This is a genomic window from Schinkia azotoformans LMG 9581, from assembly GCF_000307855.1.
Lineage (GTDB): Bacteria > Bacillota > Bacilli > Bacillales > Bacillaceae_J > Schinkia > Schinkia azotoformans.
Map to the genome: position 1 here is coordinate 36271 of NZ_AJLR01000005.1, position 22030 is coordinate 58300.

A 22030-nucleotide genomic window follows, 5' to 3' on the forward strand; every position below is an offset into this window, starting at 1 on the left:
ATCCACAATGAAAAAAGGAAAAGGGTTTTGGCTATTTGTCATTCTATCAGTCTTACTTTATGGAGCTGTTCAATTTTTGATTAATTCCGGCATGCTAAATCCGTTTTATACGAACACGCTCATTTTTATCAGTATTAATGTGATTTTGGCTGTCAGTCTTCATTTAGTAATTGGAATCACCGGTCAATTCTCGATCGGACATGCCGGCTTTTTAGCGGTTGGTGCTTATATATCAGCGATTGTAACGATGAAATTGCACCTGCCTTTCCCGGTTGCGATAATCGTTGGTGGCGTAGTTGCGGCGCTTGCCGGACTTGTTGTCGGTATTCCAAGCTTGCGCTTACGGGGCGATTATTTAGCAATTGCAACATTAGGATTTGCTGAAATCATTCGGATTATTTTTTTAAATATTGATTATGTGGGTGGAGCGGCAGGAATGCAAGTTTCACACTTAACGACTTGGACCTATGCTTTTATTTGTTTATTTTTTACGATCCTAGTTATTATGAACTTTACAAATTCAAGGCATGGTCGAGCTTGTATTGCCGTTCGCGAAAACGAAATTGCAGCCGATGCCATGGGGATTAATACCACGTATTATAAAGTCATTGCGTTTGCGTTAGGTTCATTCTTTGCCGGGATTGCCGGGGGCTTATACTCACATAACTTCTATATTATACAGCCGGGGAATTTCGGCTTCTTCAAATCCTTTGATATTTTAATTTTTGTTGTATTAGGTGGACTTGGAAGCTTGTCGGGTGCCGTCATTTCTGCAATTTTATTGACGGTTGTTTCAACATTCCTACAGGAATATCCGGAAACACGGATGATCGTCTATAGTCTTGTGCTTGTTATCGTGATGTTATATCGTCCTCAAGGTTTAATGGGTACGCGTGAAATCACCGATTTATTTAAGTGGAAGAATGCGAAAGGAGGCAACGAGTATGGCCGATAAACCTTTGCTTCAGGTTCGAAAAGCCGGCATCCAATTCGGTGGGCTAAAGGCGGTTTCTGAGGTAAATATGGAAATCAATCAGGGTGAACTGATTGGTCTGATTGGACCAAATGGTGCGGGAAAAACAACATGCTTTAACTTACTTACGGGTGTATATGTTCCAACTGAAGGCGACATTTTATTTAACGGTGAACGCCTAAATGGACTTCCACCCTATAAAGTTACCCGAAAAGGAATTGCCCGTACGTTCCAGAACATTCGTCTATTCAGCGAACTGTCTGTTTTAGACAATGTTAAGGTTGCCTATCATTCGTTGGCGAAGCATTCCATTCTTAGCTCAGTCTTCCGCTTGCCATCTCACTTTTCCGGTGAAAAAGAGATGGAGGAAAAATCGATTGAGTTTCTAAAAATCTTTCAATTAGATAAGTTAAAAGATGAAAAGGCAAAAAACCTACCATATGGACAGCAAAGAAGATTGGAAATTGCGAGGGCCCTTGCAGCCGGTCCGAAGCTATTGTTGTTGGACGAGCCTGCTGCAGGTATGAACCCGCAGGAAACACATGAATTAATGGAATTAATTGCTTTCATCCGCAACCAATTTGACTTGACGATTCTCTTAATTGAACATGATATGAAACTAGTAATGGGGATTTGTGAAAGAATTTATGTGCTGGACCATGGTCAGCTTATTGCTGAAGGTACACCGGAAGTAATCCGTAACCATCCGAAGGTTATTGAAGCTTATTTAGGAGAGGAGGTCGCGGGCGATGCTTAAGGTTGACAAAATTGATGTCTACTATGGAAATATTCAAGCTCTTAAAGAGGTTTCTTTAGAAGTAAGTGAGGGAGAAATTGTAACTTTAATCGGTGCAAACGGCGCTGGTAAAAGTACTCTTCTAAAAACATTGTCAGGTTTATTAAAGCCGAAAAATGGCGAAATCCAATACATGGGCGGCAATATCGCTGGTAAACCAGCTCAAACTATCGTAAAATCGGGTATTTCCCATGTACCCGAAGGCCGTCGCGTATTTGCGAATATGACCGTTGAAGAAAACCTAGAATTAGGTGCCTATTTAAGAAAAGATAAAAAAGAAATCCGTAACGACCTCGATAAAGTATATGAAATTTTCCCAAGACTGTTGGAACGCCGCAAACAGCTGTCAGGGACTTTATCAGGGGGAGAACAGCAGATGCTTGCAATGGGGAGAGCAATCATGGCAAGACCAAAACTGCTTTTACTTGACGAACCATCAATGGGTCTTGCACCACTCATGGTTAAAACCATTTTTACAACAATTGAAGAAATTAACCGTACTGGTACAACGATCCTATTGGTAGAGCAAAATGCCAATATGGCTTTATCAATCGCAAACCAGGCTTATGTTATTGAAACCGGCCGTGTAGTCGTATCAGGAACAGCGAAAGAACTGCAAGCTAGTGAACAAATTAAGCAAGCCTATCTCGGTGGCATATAATGAAGGGGAAGCAAGGGGACGGTAAAGGAAGCAAAAGAACCGTCCCCTGCTTCCTTCTTTTTTACTATTATTTTAAAAAATTATTCCTATAACTACCGTAGGATATAGTACAATATGCGTATAGTTACTATAAAATAACCGCCTTTTTAGAAGGAAGGTATCCCTATGAAATCGATTCTAAAAGATTGTTTAACATTAAAAAATGGAAACGGAACGATTATTGCCTTATCAGTCCTTTTTTTACTCTTAACCGTGTTCTTTCGGGAATCATTGTATGGAGTTTTTGGTGAACAAAATTATTTAACGATCCATTTAATTATGGAGTTTTTTATCATAACCATTGCTTTTTCAATTGCGATTCAATCGTGGATGGTTTTTCCTCACATTCTATCAAGCTATCGGTTGTGGATCGGAGCGTTATTTTTTGCGGTTGGCCTCTTGGAAGTGGCGCATGCTATCACATTTAAAGGGATGCCGTTTTTTCTATCTGAAAGCTCTGCTTATAAAGCCACATGGTTTTTTATGGTGTCAAGGCTAACAGAGGTTGTAGGATTGTTATTCATTGTGACCTCAAAGGATAGATTGGTAAGCTCCAGCAAAAGGTTTGTAGCTTATACCATAGCCTTGGTGTATGCTGTATTTTGGTTAATCGCCCTATACTACCCAACCTCTTTATTTCCGGACCTTGTAAAAGAAGGAGTTGGAACAACAACTTTAAAAAACAATCTTCAATATGCCGGAATGGCTGTGGAGTTAATAATTATTTATGTTGTTGCTGTCCGCTTTCGTTCGAAGGAAGTTTTCAATTCTATGTTAGTAATGGCATCGGTGTATTTGATGACCGCTGATTATTTTTTTACAACCTATAAAAGTGTTTACGATGTTAATAACTTTATAGGCCACTGGTTTCAGTTGGCAGGCTTCTATTTTTTGCAAAGGGCGGTCTATCAATCTTCGGTGGAAGAACCATTTCTAAAACAAAAAGAGACGGAAAACCTGTTAATCCAAAATGAAAGGTTTCTCCAAACGATTACTTCTAATATGGGTGAAGGGCTCATTGTAATGAATGGTAATGGAGAATTAACGTATATGAACCATGAGGCGGAACGGCTTCTTGGCTGGTCAGAGGAAGAGCTGTTACGAAAGAATGTTCATGATTATATTCATCGGCATAAAGACGGTGGCTATATTCCCCGTGAAAAATGTTATGGGTTAAGGGCTGGTAAACTGGGAAAAGTATATCGGATTAATGAAGATTACTTCATTCGTAAAGATGGCGTTATTTTTCCTGTTTCATATGCTGCTTCCCCTTTCCAGGAGGAAGGTCAAGAGACGGGATCGATCTTGGTTTTCCGTGATATTACTAAGATGAAAAAAGACCAGGAACTAATTCAATATATGGCTTTCTATGATGAATTAACGAAGCTGCCGAATATCCGTTATTTAAAAGAAAGATGGGACGAAACAGTTAAGAGCCTTCCAACAAATAAGGCGGCTATCCTTATACTGGATATTAATCGTTTTAAAAATATTAATGAAGCATTAGGCCATTCGTTTGGAGACTTGATTCTCCAAGCTGCGGCCAACCGGCTTCATGAGAACATTTCAAAAGAGATGCAGTTATGCAGACTGACAGGGGACGAATTTGTTCTTGTTCTGCCAACAGGAGATGAGCAGGAAGTCATAACCATTTATAATCGAATCCACCAAAGCTTCAAAGAGCCGATTCAAGCTCAGCATTTACTATTAAATGTGACAATGAGATGCGGGGTGGCTCTTTATCCTGAAGATGGGGCAAATCTAGACATTTTGCTGCAACATGCCAATAGTGCCCTTGTGGAGGCGCAAAACAAAAATAAGTCAGTACAATTTTATGAGTTGTCAATGGATGGAAAGGCATTGGATCATCTTGTTTTTGAAAATGATTTATACCATGCGTTATCTAAAAATGAACTTCATGTTGTATACCAACCACAGGTAGATATTTTTAAAGGCCAGGTTATTGGACTTGAAGCCTTATTGCGCTGGCAACATCCTGTCCACGGCTGGATTTCACCGCTTAAGTTTATTTCGATTGCTGAGGAAACAGGGTTAATCATTCCTATTGGCCAATGGATTCTACGTACAGCCTGCCTGCAAGTGAAGGAGTGGCAGGACCGAGGCATTCCTCCTTTACGGGTTTCAGTCAATCTATCAATCAGACAGTTTTATCAGCAAAATTTAGTAGATTCGATCAAAGATATTTTAGAGGAAACAGGCTTGCCGGCCGAGTATTTAGAGCTGGAAATAACAGAAAGTATGATGATGAATATCGAACATACGAAGAAAACCTTGGATGACCTAAAGGAGTTGGGCATTCGGATCGCAGTCGATGATTTTGGAACAGGCTATTCTTCTTTATCTTATTTAAAGCATTTGCCTGTGGACCGTTTAAAGATCGATAAGTCTTTTGTTCAAGACATCGTGAATAAAGACAGTGATTTAACGATCATATCAACGATCATTTCGATGGCGCACTTCTTAAACCTTGAAGTCATCGCTGAAGGTGTGGAGACTATTTTTCAAAAAGAAATGCTGCAAAGCCGGCATTGCACACAAGTTCAAGGCTACTTAATTAGTAAGCCGCTCCCGCCAGATAAATTGTATGATGAATTTAATGCGATTGGGCAAAAGGCAAAAGAAGTTGTAGAAGCTTATGTAGAAAAAGGAATGGAATGAGATAAGCTGTAATATTTATAATAATGGTTAAGGTTAGCAGAGCGATGCTTTTAAAATTAAGGCATCGCTTTTTTACCAAAATGTGTTATAATATTCTGAAAACAGGACAAGCAAAGCGAGGCTAGGCTTGGGCTGGGAATGGGGGTTTTGTAATGGAGGAAAAGGTAGTAAAGGCGATTCAAGACGATTATCCAGACGATTTTGCATGGTGTTATGGTTGTGGAAGACTGAATGAAAGTGGTCATCACTTTAGAACAGGGTGGGAAGGGGAAAATACGGTCACTATTTTTAACCCTGAGCCTGAACATACAGCACTTCCGGGCTTTGTTTATGGAGGCTTAATCGCATCCTTTGTAGACTGCCATGGCACAGGATCAGCATCACTTGCTCTGCATCGAAAGAATGGACATGAACCAGGAGATGAAGCAGATCCGCCGCGTTTTGTAACCGCTTCCCTACACGTGGACTTTTTAAAGCCGACGCCCAATGGCGGACCATTAAAAGCGATTGGAACAGTAGAAGAAATTCATCCGAAAAAGTGGAAGGTCAATGCCGAAGTTTATGCAGAAGACACGCTTTGTGCCCGCGGTGAAGTCATTGCTGTAGTTATGCCGAGTACGTTTGCAAAGAAGGATTAATAAGTAATAAAACCAAGGGGCAGTCCGAAAGGGGACGTGCCCCTTTTGGGCTTTGACACGGGTATTGGGCACGTTCACGGACTTTTAGTGACTAGAGCGATACTTTTTTTCATGATACGGGTTCTAAATAACCTTTTAGTGACCGGAGTCCTGCTTTTCCTTCTAGATCAGCCACTATATCCGTACAGGCAAAGCTTTTGGGCAAAATTAAAGGGCCTCCAATAGTCAGCATCGACTAATTAGATTGCCCTTGTATTTTTATTATAAAAGCTCTTTACGCAATTCTGCTGCTGATTTAGGAGAAAGGTAGCCTGGTGCAACATCGAATACAGTTTTTGCTCCATATAGACCTTCTTGGTTCATACGGTAAGCCGCGCGTGCATAAGCAACGATGACGCTTGAAGTAAATTCAGGATTGCTGTCAAGCTTTATTGAATATTCTACTACATGGTTCGTATTATCGCTAGATTGGCCACTGCGGATGACGAATCCACCATGTGGCATTGTTGAATGATTTGCTTTTAATTCCTCTTCAGAAATAAAGTTTACAGTTGTGTCGTAATCTGCGAAATAGTTAGGCATTGTTTTAATAGCCGTTTCAATCTCCGCAAGATCTGCACCTTCTTCAGCCACTACCCAGCATTCTCTTAAATGCTTTTCTCTAGTAGAAAGCTCAGGGTTTTCAGCATTGCGTACACGCTGTACAGCTTCTTCGATTGGAATAGTATATTGGACGCCGGCTTTAACGCCTTGAACACGGCGGATCGCATCTGAGTGGCCTTGGCTTAAGCCCTTACCCCAGAATGTATAGGTAGCACCATCAGGTACTACGACTTCTCCCATTAAACGGTTTAACGAGAATAAACCTGGATCCCATCCTACTGAAATGATGCTTGTCTTATTATTTGGCTTAGCTGATGCATCAACAGACTCGAAATACTCAGGGATTCTAGCATGAGTATCAAAGCTGTCGATTGTATTGAATAGTTTTGCATATGCAGGGCCTTGCTCGGGAAGGTCAGTTGCAGAACCGCCACATAAAATCAATACATCAATTTCATTTGTGTAGTTTTCAATTTCATCAATAGAAAGTACTTTAATACTTGCATCATTCACATTAACACTTTCAGGCGCTCTTCTTGTAAAAACATATGAAAGAGCAACGTCGCTATTTTTCTTAACAGCAGCTTGTACACCTCGCCCAATGTTTCCGTATCCTACAATCCCAAGTCTAATTTGATTTCCCATATTATTTCCTCCAAATATAAAATAAAAATAAGCACTCGCAAATGACAAACGTTCTCAATTAGATTCTGTCATGATGATTTAGTATACCATCCATTTTTTCAACTGTCCAAATTTGTTGAATACAATATTTTTGTAAAAGGCGCCAAGATATCCCACGTCTATTTTATATTTGATTAAAAGTTGAAACAATATATTGTTTGGATAAAATCAATATCGGAGTGAGATGAATCTTGTGTTGGATCAGTGGGTTTGTGGGCCACAGTTCCCTGCGGGCCACAGAACCCGACCCTCTGACTCAGAAAAAAGGCTGTTCCCAAATGGGGACAGCCTTTTGTATCAAAATTAACGAACACCCTTCATAAACCCCTGAATTTTTGGAGAGATCACCAATAAGATAATTCCCAATGCGATGGAAGCACCGCCGATTACTCCAAAGTAAGCCATTTCTGTTTCAGGTGTATAGAACTTAACGATCTGTGCATTAACTGCTTGTGCCGCTGCATTAGATAAAAACCACAAGCTCATGGTCTGAGCTGAGAATGCAGCTGGCGCCAGTTTGGTAGTGGCTGATAAACCAACAGGTGACAACAGCAATTCACCGATTACACAGATTAAATAGCTAAGAACTAACCACAATGGGTTTACTAATCCCCCTGTACCGCCGAAATAGGCTGGTAAAAGAATGACTAAGAATGAAAGTCCAGAGAATAGTAACGCCAATGAGAATTTTTGTGGGGTTGTTGGTTGGCGCTTACCTAACTTCACCCATAACCATGCAAATACAGGAGCTAAAATAATAATGAATAATGGGTTTAACGATTGGAACCATGCTGGAGAAATATGCATTCCAGCAAAATCTAATTGTGTACGCTTGTCTGCATAATTAGCAAGAATGGTTGAACCTTGTTCTTGGATCGACCAGAACATAACGGCTGCAATAAATAATGGAATATAAGCAAGTAGTCGAGAACGCTCAACATCCGTCGTTTTTGAACTGCGATACATTACAACGAAATACATAGTTGGTATTAAGATGCCAAGAATACCGACGAGTTTTATAAATACAGAAATTGTTAAAATACCGGCAGGAATTAAAACAACACATAAAATAACAATGAGTGCAATCCCGATCCCAATTCTAGTAAATACTTTTTTCTTTTCTTCAGGTGATAATGGGTTTGCTACTTGAGTACCAGCCAAACCTAAGTTTTTCTTCTTTGTTAACACAAACATTACTAATCCTGCAAACATACCGACTGCAGCAATCCCAAATCCTAAATGGAAGCTTGTCTTCATAACAGAGCCAACGATTAACGGTGAAATAAAGGCACCAGCATTAATCCCCATAACAAAAATACTAAAACCAGAATCACGGCGGTCGTCCGTTTCCGCATACATATCACCAACTACGCTGGAAACATTCGGTTTTAATAAACCTGTACCAAGAATGATAAGTACCATTGAAATAAAGAACATTGCTATGTTCCCAGGAATAGCCAAGGCGATATGACCAAACATGATCAAAATCCCACCGTAGAAAACGGCTTTTTGTGTACCGAATATCCGGTCAGCCAGCCAGCCTCCAATAATACCGGACATATAGACTAACGATCCATAAATCGACATGATTGAAAGCGCTGTAGTTTCATCCAGTCCTAATCCGCCTTTTGACACTTCATAATACATATAGAAAACAAGGATTGCCCGCATTCCGTAATAAGAAAAACGCTCCCAAAATTCAGTAAAGAATAGCGTGAATAACCCTTTAGGATGGCCAAAGAATCCTTTTTGTGGGACGCTATTCACTATTTCTTGTTTACTCCATTTAGCCATAGTGAAACCTCCATAAAAAATTTGATACTATTTTATAATACTTTTAATTACTCAAAATTGTCAAAATAAAATTTTGTAAGCATTGATAAATATAGTTTCATCATATATTTTTAAATTTTATAAAATTATTTTAATATAACCAATTAATTGAATTGCAGGAAAACAATGAAACTTTAACTAATTGTTAAAAAAAATTAACATCTTTTTCCTAACTTTTAATGTATGGTAAAGGTGAGATTTCTATACATTTTCGAACTTCATTTTGGAGAAGAGTGAGATTATGACCGTTCTATTAACTGCAAAAAAAGTATCGAAGGTCTACCAAATGGGTGAGGTTACTGTCCAAGCATTGAGGGATGTTAATTTTGAAATAAATAAAGGTGAATTTATTGTCGTTTTAGGTCCAAGTGGGTCCGGAAAAAGTACAATGATTAATTTAATCGGCGGCATGGATACGGCAAGCTCGGGAGAAATTTACTATCAAGAACAGCCATTACACCAGGCGACCGAGAGAATTTTAACGGAATACCGGCGCAATGCAGTAGGCTTTGTTTTTCAATTTTATAATTTAATGCCGAACTTAACGGCGTTTGAGAATATTCAGTTGTCGACCCAAATTGCGAGGAACCCCCTCGATCCGATGGAGGTTTTGGCTCAAGTGGGGTTGGCTGACCGGGCCGGTCATTTTCCGGCACAATTGTCGGGGGGTGAACAGCAAAGGGTGGCGATTGCTCGCGCCGTCGCCAAAAACCCGGAGATTTTATTATGTGATGAGCCAACAGGGGCTTTAGATTTCTCTACTGGAATTCAGGTGCTGGAGCTGCTGCGTGAGTTCAATAAAACGATGGGTAAAACGGTGATGATCATTACTCATAATGCTGGCATTGCCGATATGGCAGACCGTGTTTTTTTTATAAAAGATGGAAGGCTTGAAAAAATTCAAGTGAACGAACACCCTCTTGACCCGGAGGAGGTGTCTTGGTAATGTTGTGGCGCAAAATGTTCCGAGATATTCTTGAAAATAAAGTCGCCTATATCGCCTGTGCAATTGTCATCGCCATTGGTCTGATGACCTATACATCGATGTCGATTGCAAAAGACGGTTTGTTTAATGCAAAAGATCAATTTTACCAGGAATACAGCTTTGCCGATGGTTTTGCTAAGGTAAAAGCTATTCCGATTACAAGGGCTCAAGCACTGGAAGAAATAGATGGAATTGATGTAGTCAGTGGCCGTCTTGTAAAAGATGTTAGGGTGTTGATGCCGGATACGGAGGAAAATGTCTATCTTAGATTGATTTCTTTGAATGCCCCGGAAGGAAATGAGTTGAATGGCATTAAGCTTGAAAAGGGCACGTTTCCTTCAACTAATCGGCAGCAGATTTTAGTTGCTGATAAATTTTATGAGGCACACCAGTTGCAAATTGGCAATAAAATCAATGTAATTATTGAAGGGAAGCAAGTGGAGCTTTCTGTTAGTGGTACGGGGATGAGTCCCGAGTATATTTATGCTCTGAAGGAGCTTCAGAGTGTGGCTTCAGATCCGCTGACCTTCGAAGTGGCCTACGTACCATATGAGGATATGGAGCAGCTTTTTAATCAAAAAGGCTTGGTAAATGATATTTCGTTCACGCTTAAACCGGGCGTGACTTATGAGGATGTTGAACAAGCGGTCAAGTCAGATTTAGAACGTTATGAGCTGGAGAGCCTTTATGCTGCCAAAGACCAGCTTAGTAATGCGATGCTGACAGAAGAACTAAAGCAGCTCGAAAGAATGGCAAGTAGCCTCCCAGTGATTTTTCTAATAATCGCAGCGATTATTTTATATATCATGTTAAAACGGCTTGTTGAGTCACAACGAGGTCAAATTGGTACATTGAAGGCCTTTGGCTATCGCAGATCGGAAATACTGTTTCATTATTTATGGTATGGCATATTTATAGGTATTTTTGGCGGAGTGCTCGGAGGGGTTTTGGGCATTTGGGTTTCAAAATATTATTTACAGATCTATCAGATGTTTTTTAACCTCCCCAATATTGGGGCACATACCTCCATGAAGTATTTTTATCTTGGCATCATAATGGCGGTGCTTTTCAGTGCGGTCGCCTCCTTTCAAGGTGTACGAGGTGTGATCCGTCTTCAACCTGCAGAGGCAATGCACCCTGTTGTGCCGACTTTTGTAAAAAAGACATTTTTAGAAAAAATCCCTGGGTTTTGGCGGGCATTCAATGTCCAGGGACGGATGGCCATTCGAAATTTGTTGAGAAACAAAAACCGGAGTATTTTCACACTTATCGGAATGATTTTTACTTTTAGTATGATGGCGTCCTTTTTTTCTTTATCAAGTATGTCAGAAACGATGATCATGGATCAGTTTACAAGGGTGCAAAAGCAGGATGTGAAGTTGACCTTTGTAAAACCAATGCCGCGCTCAGATGTCATCCGTGAGCTGAACGATGTTGACGGGGTAAAACGAGTCGAGCCATTTCTCGAAATACCAGTTTCATTGAAATTTTTAAATCATAAAAAAGATGTGATTGCATTAGGGATTTCTGTTGATTCGGAGCTTTACAATGTATTTGATAAAGAGGGAAACCGCCTTGAGGTTCCGAAGTCAGGAATGATGGTTTCTGAACAGGTTGCTGATAAGCTTGGTGTTCAGGTTGGCGATGTGCTCCAGGTGGAAAGTATTTTTGCGAAGGACGAAAAGCTGAATATTAAGATTGAAAAAATTATTCCACAATATTTAGGGGCCAATATTTATATGAATCAGGATGCGCTACTGGGGCTGTTAAAGCAAGGCGAGATGATGACATCTGCCCTGATTGCAATCGATAAGCGGGCGATGCCGTCATTAAAAGATGAGTACAGAGCGTCAAAATATATTAGTACCATTGAGGTTCGCCAGGAAATGATCGATAAATACGAGGAATTGATGGGTTCAGCAACCTATGCGATGTGGGTGATGGCGATTATTTCAATTATCACTGGCTTTGCCATTGTCTATAACTCTAGCATTATTTCGTTGGCGGAGCGGAAAAGAGAGCTAGCTTCCCTTCGTGTGATGGGGATGACCCCGAAGGAAGTGATGGAGGTTGTTTCGGTCGAGCAATGGTTTATTGGTTTTTCCGGAATGATAGCCGGGATTCCGTTGGCGTTTTTAATGAATCAAATGATGTCGACAAGTATGAGTAATGATCTGTATACAATACCGCCGGGAACGAGCGGCAATGCGATTGTGCTCGCTTTTATCGGAACGATTTTTGCCATAGCAGTTTCGCAAGCTTCGATTTCTAGGAAAGTAAAGCAGCTTGATTTGGTGGCGGTTTTGAAGGAAAGAGAATAGTGGAACACGCGAACCGTCCCCGTGTTCCGGGAGGAGAAGGCACAATGGAATCACATTTAAAGTGGATCATCGGAGCAATTTTGGCATTAGGTATAGGCGGCTATTTTGTCTATAATTCTACAAAACCCCTTGAAGCAGAGCTGCTTGAAGTTAAAGCACAAACGATATCCCAGTCCTTTAAGGAAGAAGGGCTTGTGACAGCAGCGGTCGAGCGGCCTGTGTACAGTGTCATTAACGGAAAAATAATCAATATTCCTGTCAAAGAAGGACAACAGGTGAACAAAGGAGATTTGCTTGTTCAGATTGAATCAAAGGACCTCGAATCGCAGCTCAGTCAGTTGAAGGCTCAGCTCGAAAGCATCAACGGTCAGGAAAAACAGGCAAAAAGGACCCCGTATGTAGCTCAAGAAAAGCAGCAGCAGTTAATGATGGATGAAACGAAGCGGCAAATCGAACTTGAAAAGCAAAATTATAATCGAATCAAAACATTATACGACAGCGGGGCCGTTTCAAAAAAAGAATTAGATGACGCCCAAAATAGAGTGGAACAGCTTGAAAATAACCTGTTGCAGCAGGAACAAGCGTTAAAGCTAATAGAAGAACAATCTAAGCCGTTGGCAGGAACGGATCAGTATTTTAAAGGTTTAAAAGAATCACTAACTGAGCAAATAGATCATCTTAAATATTTAATCTCAAACAATAGAATTGTTGCGCCAATCAGCGGGATCGTGAATGAATTGCCTGTTCGGGAAGGGGCAATGGTAACAGCGCAAACCCCTTTAATGACGTTGACTTCTAATGATGAGCTGCAGGTTGAAGTATTTCTTTTAACTGAGGATGTCATAACCATAGAAGAAGGCATGCCGGTTACATTGATTCAAAAAAGAAAAAACGGCGATTTGGAATTTCCCGGTGTTGTAACAGCCATCGCACCGGCAGCTGAGGAAAAAATTTCGGCGTTGGGATTAACCGAGCATAAGGTGAAAGTAACGGTAGCCCCTGAGGCAAATAAAGCGCCAGAGCTGCGGCCGGGCTATGCGTTGGATGTCAAGTTCACTACATTAGAGCAAGAAAATAAACTAGCCGTACCAAAGGTTGTGTTGTTTCCGTATGATGATGGCGATGCATTATGGCTAGTAAAGGATGGGAAAGTGACGATACAAAAGGTTGAAAAAGGCATGGAGACTGACGAGTTGGTTGTGATTGAAAAAGGTCTAAAAGCTGGTGATCTAGTTGTCAAAAATCCTCAGCTTGAGGGGATAAAAGAGGGAAAGGAAGTTAAATAGATGTAAGCGTCAAACTGGTTCTTTCCAGCGTTAGTTGAATTAGTATTCTACCATGTTATACTAAAATTAAGAAAGAATAACTGGAGGGTCGTACGATGGATGAATTAGTGAAACTACTTGACGATAATTTAATTTGTACAAGTACTGACATCACGGCAAATTTCATTCATTTCTATGTTGAATCTACTCAAAAAGAATGTACATGCCCATCTTGTCAAACGGTATCTTCTCGAATCCACTCTCGCTATAAACGGACCTTCCAAGATTTGCTTATTTAAGATAAAAAGGTAATGATTACGTTAACTAATCGAAAAATGTTTTGTGATAACCCACTATGTGATCGTACAACTTTTGCAGAATCCTTTTCCTTTATAGATAATAAAGCTAAAAAAACTAAACGATTATTAGAAGTGATTATAGAAATTTCGCTGACACAAAGTTCTGTGTCAGCTGCAACTTATCTAACGCAACATATAGCCAATGTTAAAAAGAGTTCGATCTGTAATTATCAAAAAAAAAAAAAACGAACCAATAATAAATAAGGAGATGATAGATGCTGTCTGTATCGATGATTTCGCTCTGAAAAAAAGATCAAGTTACGGTACTATCATGGTCGATCTAAATGATGGTAGAGTCATAGATATAATAGACTCAAGGGATAAAGATGACGTTGTCGCTTGGCTCTCTCACATATGCTTCTGCTATTCGAGAAGCTCATCCAGATGCTCACCACATCAGCGATCAGTTTCATTTAGTAAAAAATTTGACGGATGCGATCACGCAATGTAGTTACGTGGCCAAGAACACAGAGAAGCTATCGAAAAAATCTTGGCTAGAGCTGAAAAAGTAAGGGCTTTACATGATAAAGGATATAGTATAAGACAAATAGTTGATGAGACAGGGCATACAAAGAAAACAATAAAAAATTACCTATCCCCCAATTTCAACCCCATCCACGGCCAATATGGTGTACAGCGCTCCGGAAAACTTTCTCCCTTTAGAAATGAAGTTATTTCAATGCGTTCGAATGGAATTCCTTATAAAGATATTCATGCATCGATTTGTAAAAAAGGATATAAAGGTTCAGTAGCTGCCATCAGACAATTCATAGCGAAGGAAAAAAGGCTAGAAAGAGATCTAAAAGACTATGATTCTACCGGTTCTACTGAGATTATAGAAAGAAAGTGGCTTTTAAAGTTACTCTATAAACCGCTGGAGAAAGTTAAACAACTCACTCATGAACAAGTCAAGAATGCCTTCAACAAATATCCGTTATTAAGTAAATTACACGACTTGGTTTGGTATTTTAAGGAGATTCTTCTTTCTGGAAAGAAGGAATCTTTACAAGCATGGATAGAAGAGGCAGAAAGTCTTGAATTAAGTGAATTAAATAGTTTTCTTAACGGCTTGAAAAAAGATATAGATGCAGTTGAAAATGCATTTATTTTCCTTATATAACGGGCTAGCCGAAGGGAGTATGAATATCCGCGAAATAAACAGATATACTGATAAGGGGGGTGAAATGATGAATAAGTGGTTAAAGGGTTGGAGCATATTCATTTTTTCAGTTGGCGGAATAGTGATATTACTAGTGATATTACTAATATTCGGGACTGTCTTTTCAATTTCTTATTTTAGGGCATCGTTAATACCAGATGAAAAAGAAGTAGCAAAGGTAATTTCACAAGCCGAACAATACTTACAAGAGAAATATCCAACTATGGAATATGAAATCTCTGGTTTTGAGTATGACGCTGATGAGCAATATGGTGAATTTGACTATGCTGCAGTGATTTTAAATACAGAAACACAAAATAAGTTCTTGGTTTATGAAAATAGACATACGAAACAAATGGAAGATGATATAGCATTTCAAGAATTAACAAAATTCATAGAACAAGTAAAACCGAAAATTTACAGTTATATAACTGAAACATTCGGAGAACCACAAGGTATGGCATTTACGCCACAAATGAATTACCCCCCTATGCTTAATATTAAATTAAATAACAAAAAAGAAGAGATAAACGAAGATATGTTTGAATCTTTCATTGATTATCTCCAATATGAATTAAATGTCGAACACGCAAGTGTAAATATTATGTATGAAAATGAACGATGGTCTAAAGAATTTTAATAAATAAAGCATGAGAATACATTTTATTTTTCTCATGCTTTGTTTTTATTTAGCCTTCAAGTTAAACATATCCTAAATAAAGAATAGCTTAGAACTAATCTAAGTTATTCGTCAATATCTCATTTATTTGTTTCCAATCATTTTGATTGTTATCTAAAAGAATCTCCTTCCATTTCATAAATAGATTATTCGATAACTTTTTATCGTCAATGTTTAATAATATTTGACCATCTTTAGTATCCATCATATATTGTTTGGGGATATTTACCAAAAAGTTTCCTAATATTGTTGTTTCAGATACATTAGAACTTGAACTATCGAGATAAATTCCTAACTTACCGTTAAATACAAGCCATTTCGCATAATTTTTCGCGTCATTAAACTGGCTGTCACCAAATGCCATATCTATTTGAAGAGGTATTAAGTCATTAATACCTGCAAATTTCGTGAAATCTACAGGGTTAATTTGAAGTATGATATGGTCTTTATCGCCAAAGGAATTAACGAAACTATAACTAATATTCATGTTCATAGGTAATAAAATAACTACAGGTGGCAGTTGATTATTGCCATTGAAATGAACCACCTATGCCATGAAATTGATCCACATAGGACACCAAATTGAGCCACCTCTGTCATGAAGAGATCTAGTACTATGGACCTACTACAAGGAATTGAAAATGGTCTTTACAATGAGAGGTGGTAATGGTAGGCTTCCTTGCCGGGGGCAAGCTTTCACCTGCCGTTTATTGCCTAAAACTATTACCACAGAGGCTCATTGTCAAGACCTCAAAATGGGACCACCCCTTAAGGTTAGGTTCAAATACCTATTTTGACATAGCAAATTTGAGTGGATCAAAAAGAAGGCAATGCTGGTACTAATGCATGGCAATATTCAGCAGTGAATAATTTGTATTAAACATTTCGTTGTACATTTGTAGAATATTACCAAATTCATTTATATAGGATTCAATTTCTTTATTATTATTAGGTGCCTGTCACCGCTCGAAAAAAGTCGAGAATAGTAGAATATGGGATTTTAAAAGGCCCCGTTACAGTGACGTCCCGGATTTTGTCGAAGAATGTGAGGATGGTTGATTAGTAGGTTGTGTTAAAATAAATAGGCAACTGAATACTAAAGGGTGGATGGTTGTTACTCTTCTTTCCTATTGGAAAGGAGGTGATAATCATGGAAACGTTTCTTGAATTTTTCAGAGAAGTTCTGAAGGGGATTGTACGTGAAATTGGTGCATATTTCTTTCGGAAAAACTTTTTAGAACAAGTACACGAGAAAACCACCCTACGCCGTCGCAAGCAAAAGGGTGGTTCTCGTAAAAAGTAAACCTTTATAGACAACCACCACCCTAATGGTAGCAGTTGCGTTGAGAAGCGTTTGGCACGCTTCTCTTTTTTATTATATTCTTATTATACATGAAATAGACTATGAAATAAAGTGGGGGTTACTGGGTTATCAGATTATAGTGACCATATTGAGCCAGAGGGTCGGGAACTGTGTCCCCATTATGCCCTTTGGGAATCCATTAATTTCTCTTGATAATAGAGCGAATGAGGTGTCAAAAGAAGATGCTTTGAAGTTAGCTGGAAAAGCCATGGAAACGGCGTACAGCACATTTTTAATGAATGATAAATATGTAAATGGTAGTGATAGCTCAAATCGGGCATTGGCTGAGATTCGACAAAAAATAGATAAATTAGAATATAAAGATGAAATAGCGGGATATTGGATATTAGAGGGACCTTATGAACTACTTGTGGATAAATCCACAGGTGCTCTATTTTTCAAATATGGAATAAAGGGAATCAAAATAAGTGGTTCATATTCAGAAGGGATTTCCCCAGTAGATGTGAATGATAAAGATATTTTTGCTAGAGGGTATTTTTAGGGTGATAATGAAAGGTATTATTAAGTTAAAGAGGGGGTCGTCTGATAAGCCCCTGAAATAAAACAAATGGAGAAAAACGAGTCGTTTTTCTCCATTTGTTTTTGTATTTTTTCAATTTCTCATGTTCCAAATGGAACACGCAAACCGACCCCCGTGTTCCTTTAAAATCCTCTACTGGAGGGCTTTGGTAAGGGGGAGAAGTAATTTTATTTTGTCTTAGAATTGGAAAATCAGATGGATTGGGTACCACCTGATTTTTAATTTGGCTTTTGCATTGGGATTTTGAAGGGTTGAAGCCTTTGTGGGATTAGTCCTCCATATTTGAAAAAAAGAACCTGTGGATTCTATAGACAAAATTAAATTTTTTGTAATTTGGGTTGTAAAATAGTTAGACATTTTTCCTTTATATAATATCAGCACCAAAAAAGTAGAAAGTTTGAGGCAACTTTCTATTTTGGCCTCATTGCTGAAACTCAATTTAAATTAATTTAGGAGGTATGCACAATGACATATACATGGCCAACAGAATCAACTAGAGTAACACAAGAATTTTCAGGTTCTCACAAAGGTATTGATATCTGAGCAAAAACATCTAAAGTAGACCGAGACCCAATTTATGCAATGGCGAATGGGAATGTTCGTGGTGTATTTAAAGATGGGGAACTTAGCGGTTATGGAAACGTAATTTATATCAATCACAGCCTTAATGGGCAGTATGTCCAAACAAGGTATGCTCATTTATCTAAAATTATTGTAAATCTTAACGATTATGTAACAGCAGGACAAAAAATTGGAGAAATGGGTAATACAGGTACATCAACTGGTACACATCTTCATTTTGAAACGAGAACATGTCCAAGTTCAGGATGTACAAATTCAAACAGTAACTCAACACCTGTAAATCCTCGGAATTATATTTAGTTGTTTAAGGGAAGTCCGATATACTACGACTTCCCTTAAATTTTTAATAAAGTACAGTTACAGAAAAAGTATAATGTTTTTAAAACGGTAATGATGGAAAGTTACCTAGGGGCTCTTCTAATGCGGAGTTATGAATTACAAAATTCCCTTCACGCTTCTGTTTAATTAACGAAAAAGTTCTCTTAAAATGAATAACATCATCTATTTGTTTGTATTCACCCTCAAAAGTGACTAAAATATTATCTTCGTTATACTTAACACTAATGTTTGAAACTGTTCCTTTTTTGTTAGCAAAGTCCAGTGAACCGGTACCCCAAGCTTCAGTCGCTCGCATAAGGTAAAGGCCCTTAGCCTTTCCATAGTGTTCTGCAGGTATATATTCAGGATTTTCAGGATAGTAATAGGCTAGTAGTTTATCTATGTGTTCTACATCATGATAAGCCATTAATTTCTTTTTAATTTCCTCTCTAGCCTTATAATCGATATAACTACCATCACCTATACCACTTAAAGTTAAAGCATTATTTGTCCATTCTTCAATCTGGATAAAAGCATCAACTATTGATTGTTTATCACTATTTAATAACTGTTCATTTAATTCAATTGGATTCTTAATATTATTTAATATAATTAGTACTTCATCTTTTGGAATAATGCTAATGGATAAACTTTTCTCCTCAGAGGTTACATTTCCTTCCTGCCGCTGACCGTTAACATTTAAAATTTCTCTTTTAGAAGATTGATTACAACCAACCCCTCCAACCAGTAAAAAAATCATTAGACAATATAGCATAATCTCTTTCTTCATGGATATATCTGTACCCCCATTCAATTTTAAATAGAGCATTCAAGTCTAATTTTAACATGAAAAAATCGGAATATTACTGTAAGGTTTGTAAAATACCGGAAATTATTTGGTTCTTATTACACGAGGCTATACTTCATATGAAATATATTAAAGGGGTAAAATCCCATCTTTGACACTTGGAGAACAGAAAAGGCTTGGAATCCCTTATAACTAGGGCATTTCAAGCTTTTCTATATGTTATAAAAATGGAGTGCTTTTTTTATCTTTTTGTGTCTCTTAATAATATCATTGATAGAAAGCAGGTAGTGAAATGAGCCTCTATCCTATCGTCCCGGCTTAGGTATACGAGTCTAGCTTTAAATTCGCTTTTCATGATGAAAAAACACTCTTCTATTTTCCAACGTCTGTGATTAATCTTTATAATGTCTGGAGCATGATCTTCTAAATTCGCACATATAGCATAAAAACCATCAAATAACTCCACAAAAAGCCCTGTTTTTCAAGGCTTTTCATAATTTTTATATTTATATTTTTCCATTTTAAGGATATGATAGTGATGATGCATAGAAAGGTTGGGTAAGATGAACAAGATAAAGGAGATTATGACACAATCAAAAAAGGGTGTGCAATATGAAAAAAAGATTATTGGTTTGTATTACGCTCATGTTGATGCTATCATCGGCTTGTGAAAGTGTTGAAACGACATCAACTCCGGGACTTCAAATCCTTCGAATAATAGCGTAGAAAATGCAACTGTTTCTTCAAGTGCAGAAACTTCTCAAACAAATCCTTCTAGTGAGCCTGAACCTGAAACGGATGAGCCTATTATTCCAAAAAATACAGCTGAATATTGTTCTCATGAACGGATAAATTTGGATAGTGAAACTGAAAAGTCTTTCTATGGAACTTGGAAAGTTGAGAAACTTTTAGGATTTGCAAATTCATATAATGATGCTTCTGAATATCCAACAGGGCAAAAAATTATTGGGGATGAATTTATAATCAAAAAAGACTTCTTTTCATCAAAAGGGCTTAAAAACTATAATGATTATCAATATGAAATAAAAGATCCATTATACAGTATTGAATCGATATGCTATAATACAACTTCTTTTTACAGATTATTTAAATTAGATCCTGATGTTTTAAATATAAATTTAAATGATAAAGTGAAATGGATATCAATACGTGGCCCCTCTGCAGAACTTGGTGTACCTCTAAGCTTTTTTATTGTTAATAATGATAGGCTTATCTTGTTATTAGAGGCAACAAATTTTGAGTTGAAAAAAGTCACTGATTAAATGAATTCAGGTTATGTAATAAACTTTGTGCTAATAGAATAGAAAATCTCCAAGAAGGGAAAGATGGCCTGTGTAGTGATTCTGAAAATGCTTGTGAATCTTGTCTTTAAATTAAGAAAGATTAGCCTAAAGGCTAATCTTTCTTGTTGATATCGTAAAAATTGCTTTATATTTCTACTCGATTAAACTATAATGTATATACTGGGTATTTGTGTGTATATACTCGGCCTTTACAAAATAAAGTTGCTTCTTCATTTCTTCTTCTTTGTAAATTCCTGTCATATGAAAATGCTTTGCTGACTAATCTTGAACAAGTATCAATTTCAGTTGGTGTAATTGGTCCAACAAAATTTGGATATATTTGCGGAGTGGCAAGCATAACTTGTACATCATTAGTTTCAAGCACCTTAGAACCTCCATTGAATGTTAATGAAACAAGTGCATCAAATTGAGATTGTGAAAGTTGACAACCTGTAGGAAGTACTAACTTATTTACATCCCCTACAGCTTTTACAGTATCATTAGCAAAGAAAGTATCTGCTTTAGCCTGAGAAATTGGTGAAGTATAACCCAGATTTAAAGATTTTGATAAAGCATCAGCTTCTGCTTGGGATAGAAGAGAATCATTTGGATTACCTGTTGTATTTTTAGTATATGTTTTAGTCTTTGTTATCAAATGTCCCCATCCAACTGTCGGATACCCATATGGATCTCCATAAAATTTCAAGCTAAATCCCTCATATTTTTTGATAAGGTTTGCCCCATCTGTGCCTAAAGAAAAATTTGACATAATAAAACTCCTTTGTTAATTGATTTTTTGTTATTAAGTTTTTGAATTGCATTATTTTGTTAGGATTTCTCACTGGCCAGATTGTTTGTCCTACAATTTATAAAGGGGATTTTCTTACTAAAAAATAAACCCTAAAAATAATTTTTTAAAAATTAATAAAATACAGTAGTATTTTTCGGAAATTATAAATTGCGATAGCAAATCTAAATAGAGAAGGCTTTGTAACAATTTTCATGGGTTTTTTAAGTATGAGTGGAATTAACAAAGTGGCAACTGGTAATTTTAATAAACAAGATCGAGTATCTTTAACATTTTCTTCGCTTTCTTCTGTTGGAGCCTGATAGGGGGATCAGCCGAGATATATGTAAAACTTAGTTATAAACCTTCTTTTATTCTTAAGTTGCGTAATGTAAAAAATAGCGTTATTTTCATGCTAACAAATTTAAACGTAAAAAAGTCGTTTCCTAAATATAGAAGGAAACGACTTTTTAATTTGTCTTATTCAAACTATCACGCTCCTGTTTCTTACTCTAAATCGTGGGTAAGTTCGAGATAAGTTCAAAAACGGCATGATAGATGCCAGTGTTCGAAAAGATAGTTGTCGCATTTTACTTGTTTTAAAAGCCAAGCTGCCGGTACCAAGGATTGGCTTGTAACTGCTAAACTATTAT

The 22030-nt window shown here is 37.7% G+C and carries 20 protein-coding genes and 2 pseudogenes; 16 read left to right on the top strand and 6 right to left on the bottom strand.

What is annotated here, in order from left to right:
• The first annotated feature begins 7 nt into the window (after nt 1–7).
• From BAZO_RS00590 to BAZO_RS00610, 5 genes are all read left to right on the top strand, one after another.
• Nucleotides 8–955, top strand: a complete 948-nt coding sequence (locus BAZO_RS00590) for a branched-chain amino acid ABC transporter permease (protein WP_004430884.1) — start codon at nt 8–10, stop codon at nt 953–955.
• Complete coding sequence (locus tag BAZO_RS00595; RefSeq protein ID WP_004430886.1) at nt 945–1730, top strand: ABC transporter ATP-binding protein; 786 nt, start codon at nt 945–947, stop codon at nt 1728–1730. The genes BAZO_RS00590 and BAZO_RS00595 overlap by 11 nt, the downstream gene beginning before the upstream one ends.
• The gene (locus BAZO_RS00600) at nt 1723–2430 is read left to right on the top strand and encodes an ABC transporter ATP-binding protein (protein ID WP_004430888.1); all 708 of its coding nucleotides are present in this window, start codon (nt 1723–1725) and stop codon (nt 2428–2430) included. The genes BAZO_RS00595 and BAZO_RS00600 overlap by 8 nt, the downstream gene beginning before the upstream one ends.
• Nucleotides 2431–2595: 165 nt before the next feature.
• Complete coding sequence (locus BAZO_RS00605; protein WP_004430889.1) at nt 2596–5148, top strand: bifunctional diguanylate cyclase/phosphodiesterase; 2553 nt, start codon at nt 2596–2598, stop codon at nt 5146–5148.
• Between the two features lie 152 nt (nt 5149–5300).
• The gene (locus tag BAZO_RS00610) at nt 5301–5786 is read left to right on the top strand and encodes a PaaI family thioesterase (RefSeq protein WP_004430891.1); all 486 of its coding nucleotides are present in this window, start codon (nt 5301–5303) and stop codon (nt 5784–5786) included.
• Nucleotides 5787–6047: 261 nt separating this feature from the next.
• Here BAZO_RS00610 and BAZO_RS00620 read toward each other — a convergent pair whose 3' ends face one another.
• Together BAZO_RS00620 and BAZO_RS00625 are read right to left on the bottom strand one after the other, a co-directional pair.
• The gene (locus BAZO_RS00620) at nt 6048–7034 is read right to left on the bottom strand and encodes a diaminopimelate dehydrogenase (protein ID WP_004430892.1); all 987 of its coding nucleotides are present in this window, start codon (nt 7032–7034) and stop codon (nt 6048–6050) included.
• Nucleotides 7035–7376: 342 nt separating this feature from the next.
• Nucleotides 7377–8867: a peptide MFS transporter gene (locus BAZO_RS00625; protein WP_004430895.1), complete on the bottom strand. Its 1491-nt coding sequence runs from the start codon at nt 8865–8867 to the stop codon at nt 7377–7379.
• A 280-nt stretch (nt 8868–9147) separates the two neighbouring features.
• Between BAZO_RS00625 and BAZO_RS00630 the strand changes: the two genes are divergently transcribed.
• The 7 genes and pseudogenes from BAZO_RS00630 to BAZO_RS00650 all read left to right on the top strand — a co-directional run bounded on the left by BAZO_RS00630 (nt 9148) and on the right by BAZO_RS00650 (nt 15635).
• Nucleotides 9148–9852: an ABC transporter ATP-binding protein gene (locus tag BAZO_RS00630; RefSeq protein ID WP_004430898.1), complete on the top strand. Its 705-nt coding sequence runs from the start codon at nt 9148–9150 to the stop codon at nt 9850–9852.
• Entirely contained in the window at nt 9852–12212 is a 2361-nt protein-coding gene (locus BAZO_RS00635; RefSeq protein ID WP_004430900.1) for an ABC transporter permease, read from the top strand. The genes BAZO_RS00630 and BAZO_RS00635 overlap by 1 nt, the downstream gene beginning before the upstream one ends.
• A gap of 44 nt (nt 12213–12256) precedes the next feature.
• Nucleotides 12257–13498 (top strand): efflux RND transporter periplasmic adaptor subunit, encoded by a 1242-nt coding sequence (locus BAZO_RS00640; RefSeq protein ID WP_004430901.1) that lies wholly within the window; start codon nt 12257–12259, stop codon nt 13496–13498.
• Nucleotides 13499–13593: 95 nt separating this feature from the next.
• On the top strand, nt 13594–13776 hold the full coding sequence (locus BAZO_RS22120) for a hypothetical protein (RefSeq protein ID WP_157382022.1): 183 nt from the start codon (nt 13594–13596) through the stop codon (nt 13774–13776).
• A gap of 268 nt (nt 13777–14044) precedes the next feature.
• Nucleotides 14045–14348, top strand: a pseudogene (locus BAZO_RS23335) (transposase).
• Nucleotides 14327–14956 carry a helix-turn-helix domain-containing protein gene (locus tag BAZO_RS00645; RefSeq protein ID WP_004430907.1) on the top strand — a complete coding sequence of 210 codons (630 nt, stop codon included), beginning with the start codon at nt 14327–14329 and terminating at the stop codon, nt 14954–14956. Before BAZO_RS23335 ends, BAZO_RS00645 begins: the two are co-directional and overlap by 22 nt.
• 67 nt (nt 14957–15023) lie before the next feature.
• Nucleotides 15024–15635, top strand: a complete 612-nt coding sequence (locus tag BAZO_RS00650; protein ID WP_157382025.1) for a hypothetical protein — start codon at nt 15024–15026, stop codon at nt 15633–15635.
• Between the two features lie 94 nt (nt 15636–15729).
• Here BAZO_RS00650 and BAZO_RS00655 read toward each other — a convergent pair whose 3' ends face one another.
• Entirely contained in the window at nt 15730–16167 is a 438-nt protein-coding gene (locus BAZO_RS00655) for a hypothetical protein (RefSeq protein ID WP_157382026.1), read from the bottom strand.
• Between the two features lie 657 nt (nt 16168–16824).
• On the opposite strand from BAZO_RS00655, the gene BAZO_RS22610 reads away from it, so the two are divergent.
• From BAZO_RS22610 to BAZO_RS00665, 3 genes are all read left to right on the top strand, one after another.
• A complete protein-coding gene (locus tag BAZO_RS22610; protein ID WP_004430913.1) occupies nt 16825–16977 on the top strand; it encodes a hypothetical protein in 153 nt (50 codons plus the stop codon).
• 229 nt (nt 16978–17206) lie between these two features.
• On the top strand, nt 17207–17539 hold the full coding sequence (locus tag BAZO_RS22130; protein WP_157382027.1) for a hypothetical protein: 333 nt from the start codon (nt 17207–17209) through the stop codon (nt 17537–17539).
• 612 nt (nt 17540–18151) lie between these two features.
• Nucleotides 18152–18460, top strand: coding sequence for a M23 family metallopeptidase (locus tag BAZO_RS00665; RefSeq protein WP_268869811.1), 309 nt, complete (start codon nt 18152–18154; stop codon nt 18458–18460).
• Between the two features lie 79 nt (nt 18461–18539).
• On the opposite strand, the gene BAZO_RS00670 is transcribed toward BAZO_RS00665, so the two are convergent.
• Together BAZO_RS00670 and BAZO_RS23340 are read right to left on the bottom strand one after the other, a co-directional pair.
• Nucleotides 18540–19268: a hypothetical protein gene (locus BAZO_RS00670; protein ID WP_004430918.1), complete on the bottom strand. Its 729-nt coding sequence runs from the start codon at nt 19266–19268 to the stop codon at nt 18540–18542.
• Nucleotides 19269–19542: 274 nt separating this feature from the next.
• Nucleotides 19543–19749: pseudogene (locus tag BAZO_RS23340) on the bottom strand (IS1634 family transposase); the annotation flags it as partial.
• Nucleotides 19750–20140: 391 nt separating this feature from the next.
• Here BAZO_RS23340 and BAZO_RS22825 point away from each other — a divergent pair.
• Complete coding sequence (locus BAZO_RS22825; protein ID WP_004430920.1) at nt 20141–20569, top strand: hypothetical protein; 429 nt, start codon at nt 20141–20143, stop codon at nt 20567–20569.
• Between the two features lie 187 nt (nt 20570–20756).
• On the opposite strand, the gene BAZO_RS00680 is transcribed toward BAZO_RS22825, so the two are convergent.
• A complete protein-coding gene (locus tag BAZO_RS00680) occupies nt 20757–21359 on the bottom strand; it encodes a lysozyme (RefSeq protein ID WP_004430922.1) in 603 nt (200 codons plus the stop codon).
• Nucleotides 21360–22030 lie beyond the last annotated feature (671 nt).

What these genes read in the sequence shown, in the direction of transcription:
- BAZO_RS00590 (WP_004430884.1), top strand. Translation starts at nt 8, where the DNA reads ATGAAAAAAGGAAAAGGGTTTTGGCTATTTGTCATTCTATCAGTCTTA.
- BAZO_RS00595 (WP_004430886.1), top strand. Translation starts at nt 945, where the DNA reads ATGGCCGATAAACCTTTGCTTCAGGTTCGAAAAGCCGGCATCCAATTC.
- BAZO_RS00600 (WP_004430888.1), top strand. Translation starts at nt 1,723, where the DNA reads ATGCTTAAGGTTGACAAAATTGATGTCTACTATGGAAATATTCAAGCT.
- BAZO_RS00605 (WP_004430889.1), top strand. Translation starts at nt 2,596, where the DNA reads ATGAAATCGATTCTAAAAGATTGTTTAACATTAAAAAATGGAAACGGA.
- BAZO_RS00610 (WP_004430891.1), top strand. Translation starts at nt 5,301, where the DNA reads ATGGAGGAAAAGGTAGTAAAGGCGATTCAAGACGATTATCCAGACGAT.
- BAZO_RS00620 (WP_004430892.1), bottom strand. Translation starts at nt 7,034, where the DNA reads ATGGGAAATCAAATTAGACTTGGGATTGTAGGATACGGAAACATTGGG.
- BAZO_RS00625 (WP_004430895.1), bottom strand. Translation starts at nt 8,867, where the DNA reads ATGGCTAAATGGAGTAAACAAGAAATAGTGAATAGCGTCCCACAAAAA.
- BAZO_RS00630 (WP_004430898.1), top strand. Translation starts at nt 9,148, where the DNA reads ATGACCGTTCTATTAACTGCAAAAAAAGTATCGAAGGTCTACCAAATG.
- BAZO_RS00635 (WP_004430900.1), top strand. Translation starts at nt 9,852, where the DNA reads ATGTTGTGGCGCAAAATGTTCCGAGATATTCTTGAAAATAAAGTCGCC.
- BAZO_RS00640 (WP_004430901.1), top strand. Translation starts at nt 12,257, where the DNA reads ATGGAATCACATTTAAAGTGGATCATCGGAGCAATTTTGGCATTAGGT.
- BAZO_RS22120 (WP_157382022.1), top strand. Translation starts at nt 13,594, where the DNA reads ATGGATGAATTAGTGAAACTACTTGACGATAATTTAATTTGTACAAGT.
- BAZO_RS00650 (WP_157382025.1), top strand. Translation starts at nt 15,024, where the DNA reads ATGAATAAGTGGTTAAAGGGTTGGAGCATATTCATTTTTTCAGTTGGC.
- BAZO_RS00655 (WP_157382026.1), bottom strand. Translation starts at nt 16,167, where the DNA reads ATGAACATGAATATTAGTTATAGTTTCGTTAATTCCTTTGGCGATAAA.
- BAZO_RS22610 (WP_004430913.1), top strand. Translation starts at nt 16,825, where the DNA reads ATGGAAACGTTTCTTGAATTTTTCAGAGAAGTTCTGAAGGGGATTGTA.
- BAZO_RS00670 (WP_004430918.1), bottom strand. Translation starts at nt 19,268, where the DNA reads ATGAAGAAAGAGATTATGCTATATTGTCTAATGATTTTTTTACTGGTT.
- BAZO_RS00680 (WP_004430922.1), bottom strand. Translation starts at nt 21,359, where the DNA reads ATGTCAAATTTTTCTTTAGGCACAGATGGGGCAAACCTTATCAAAAAA.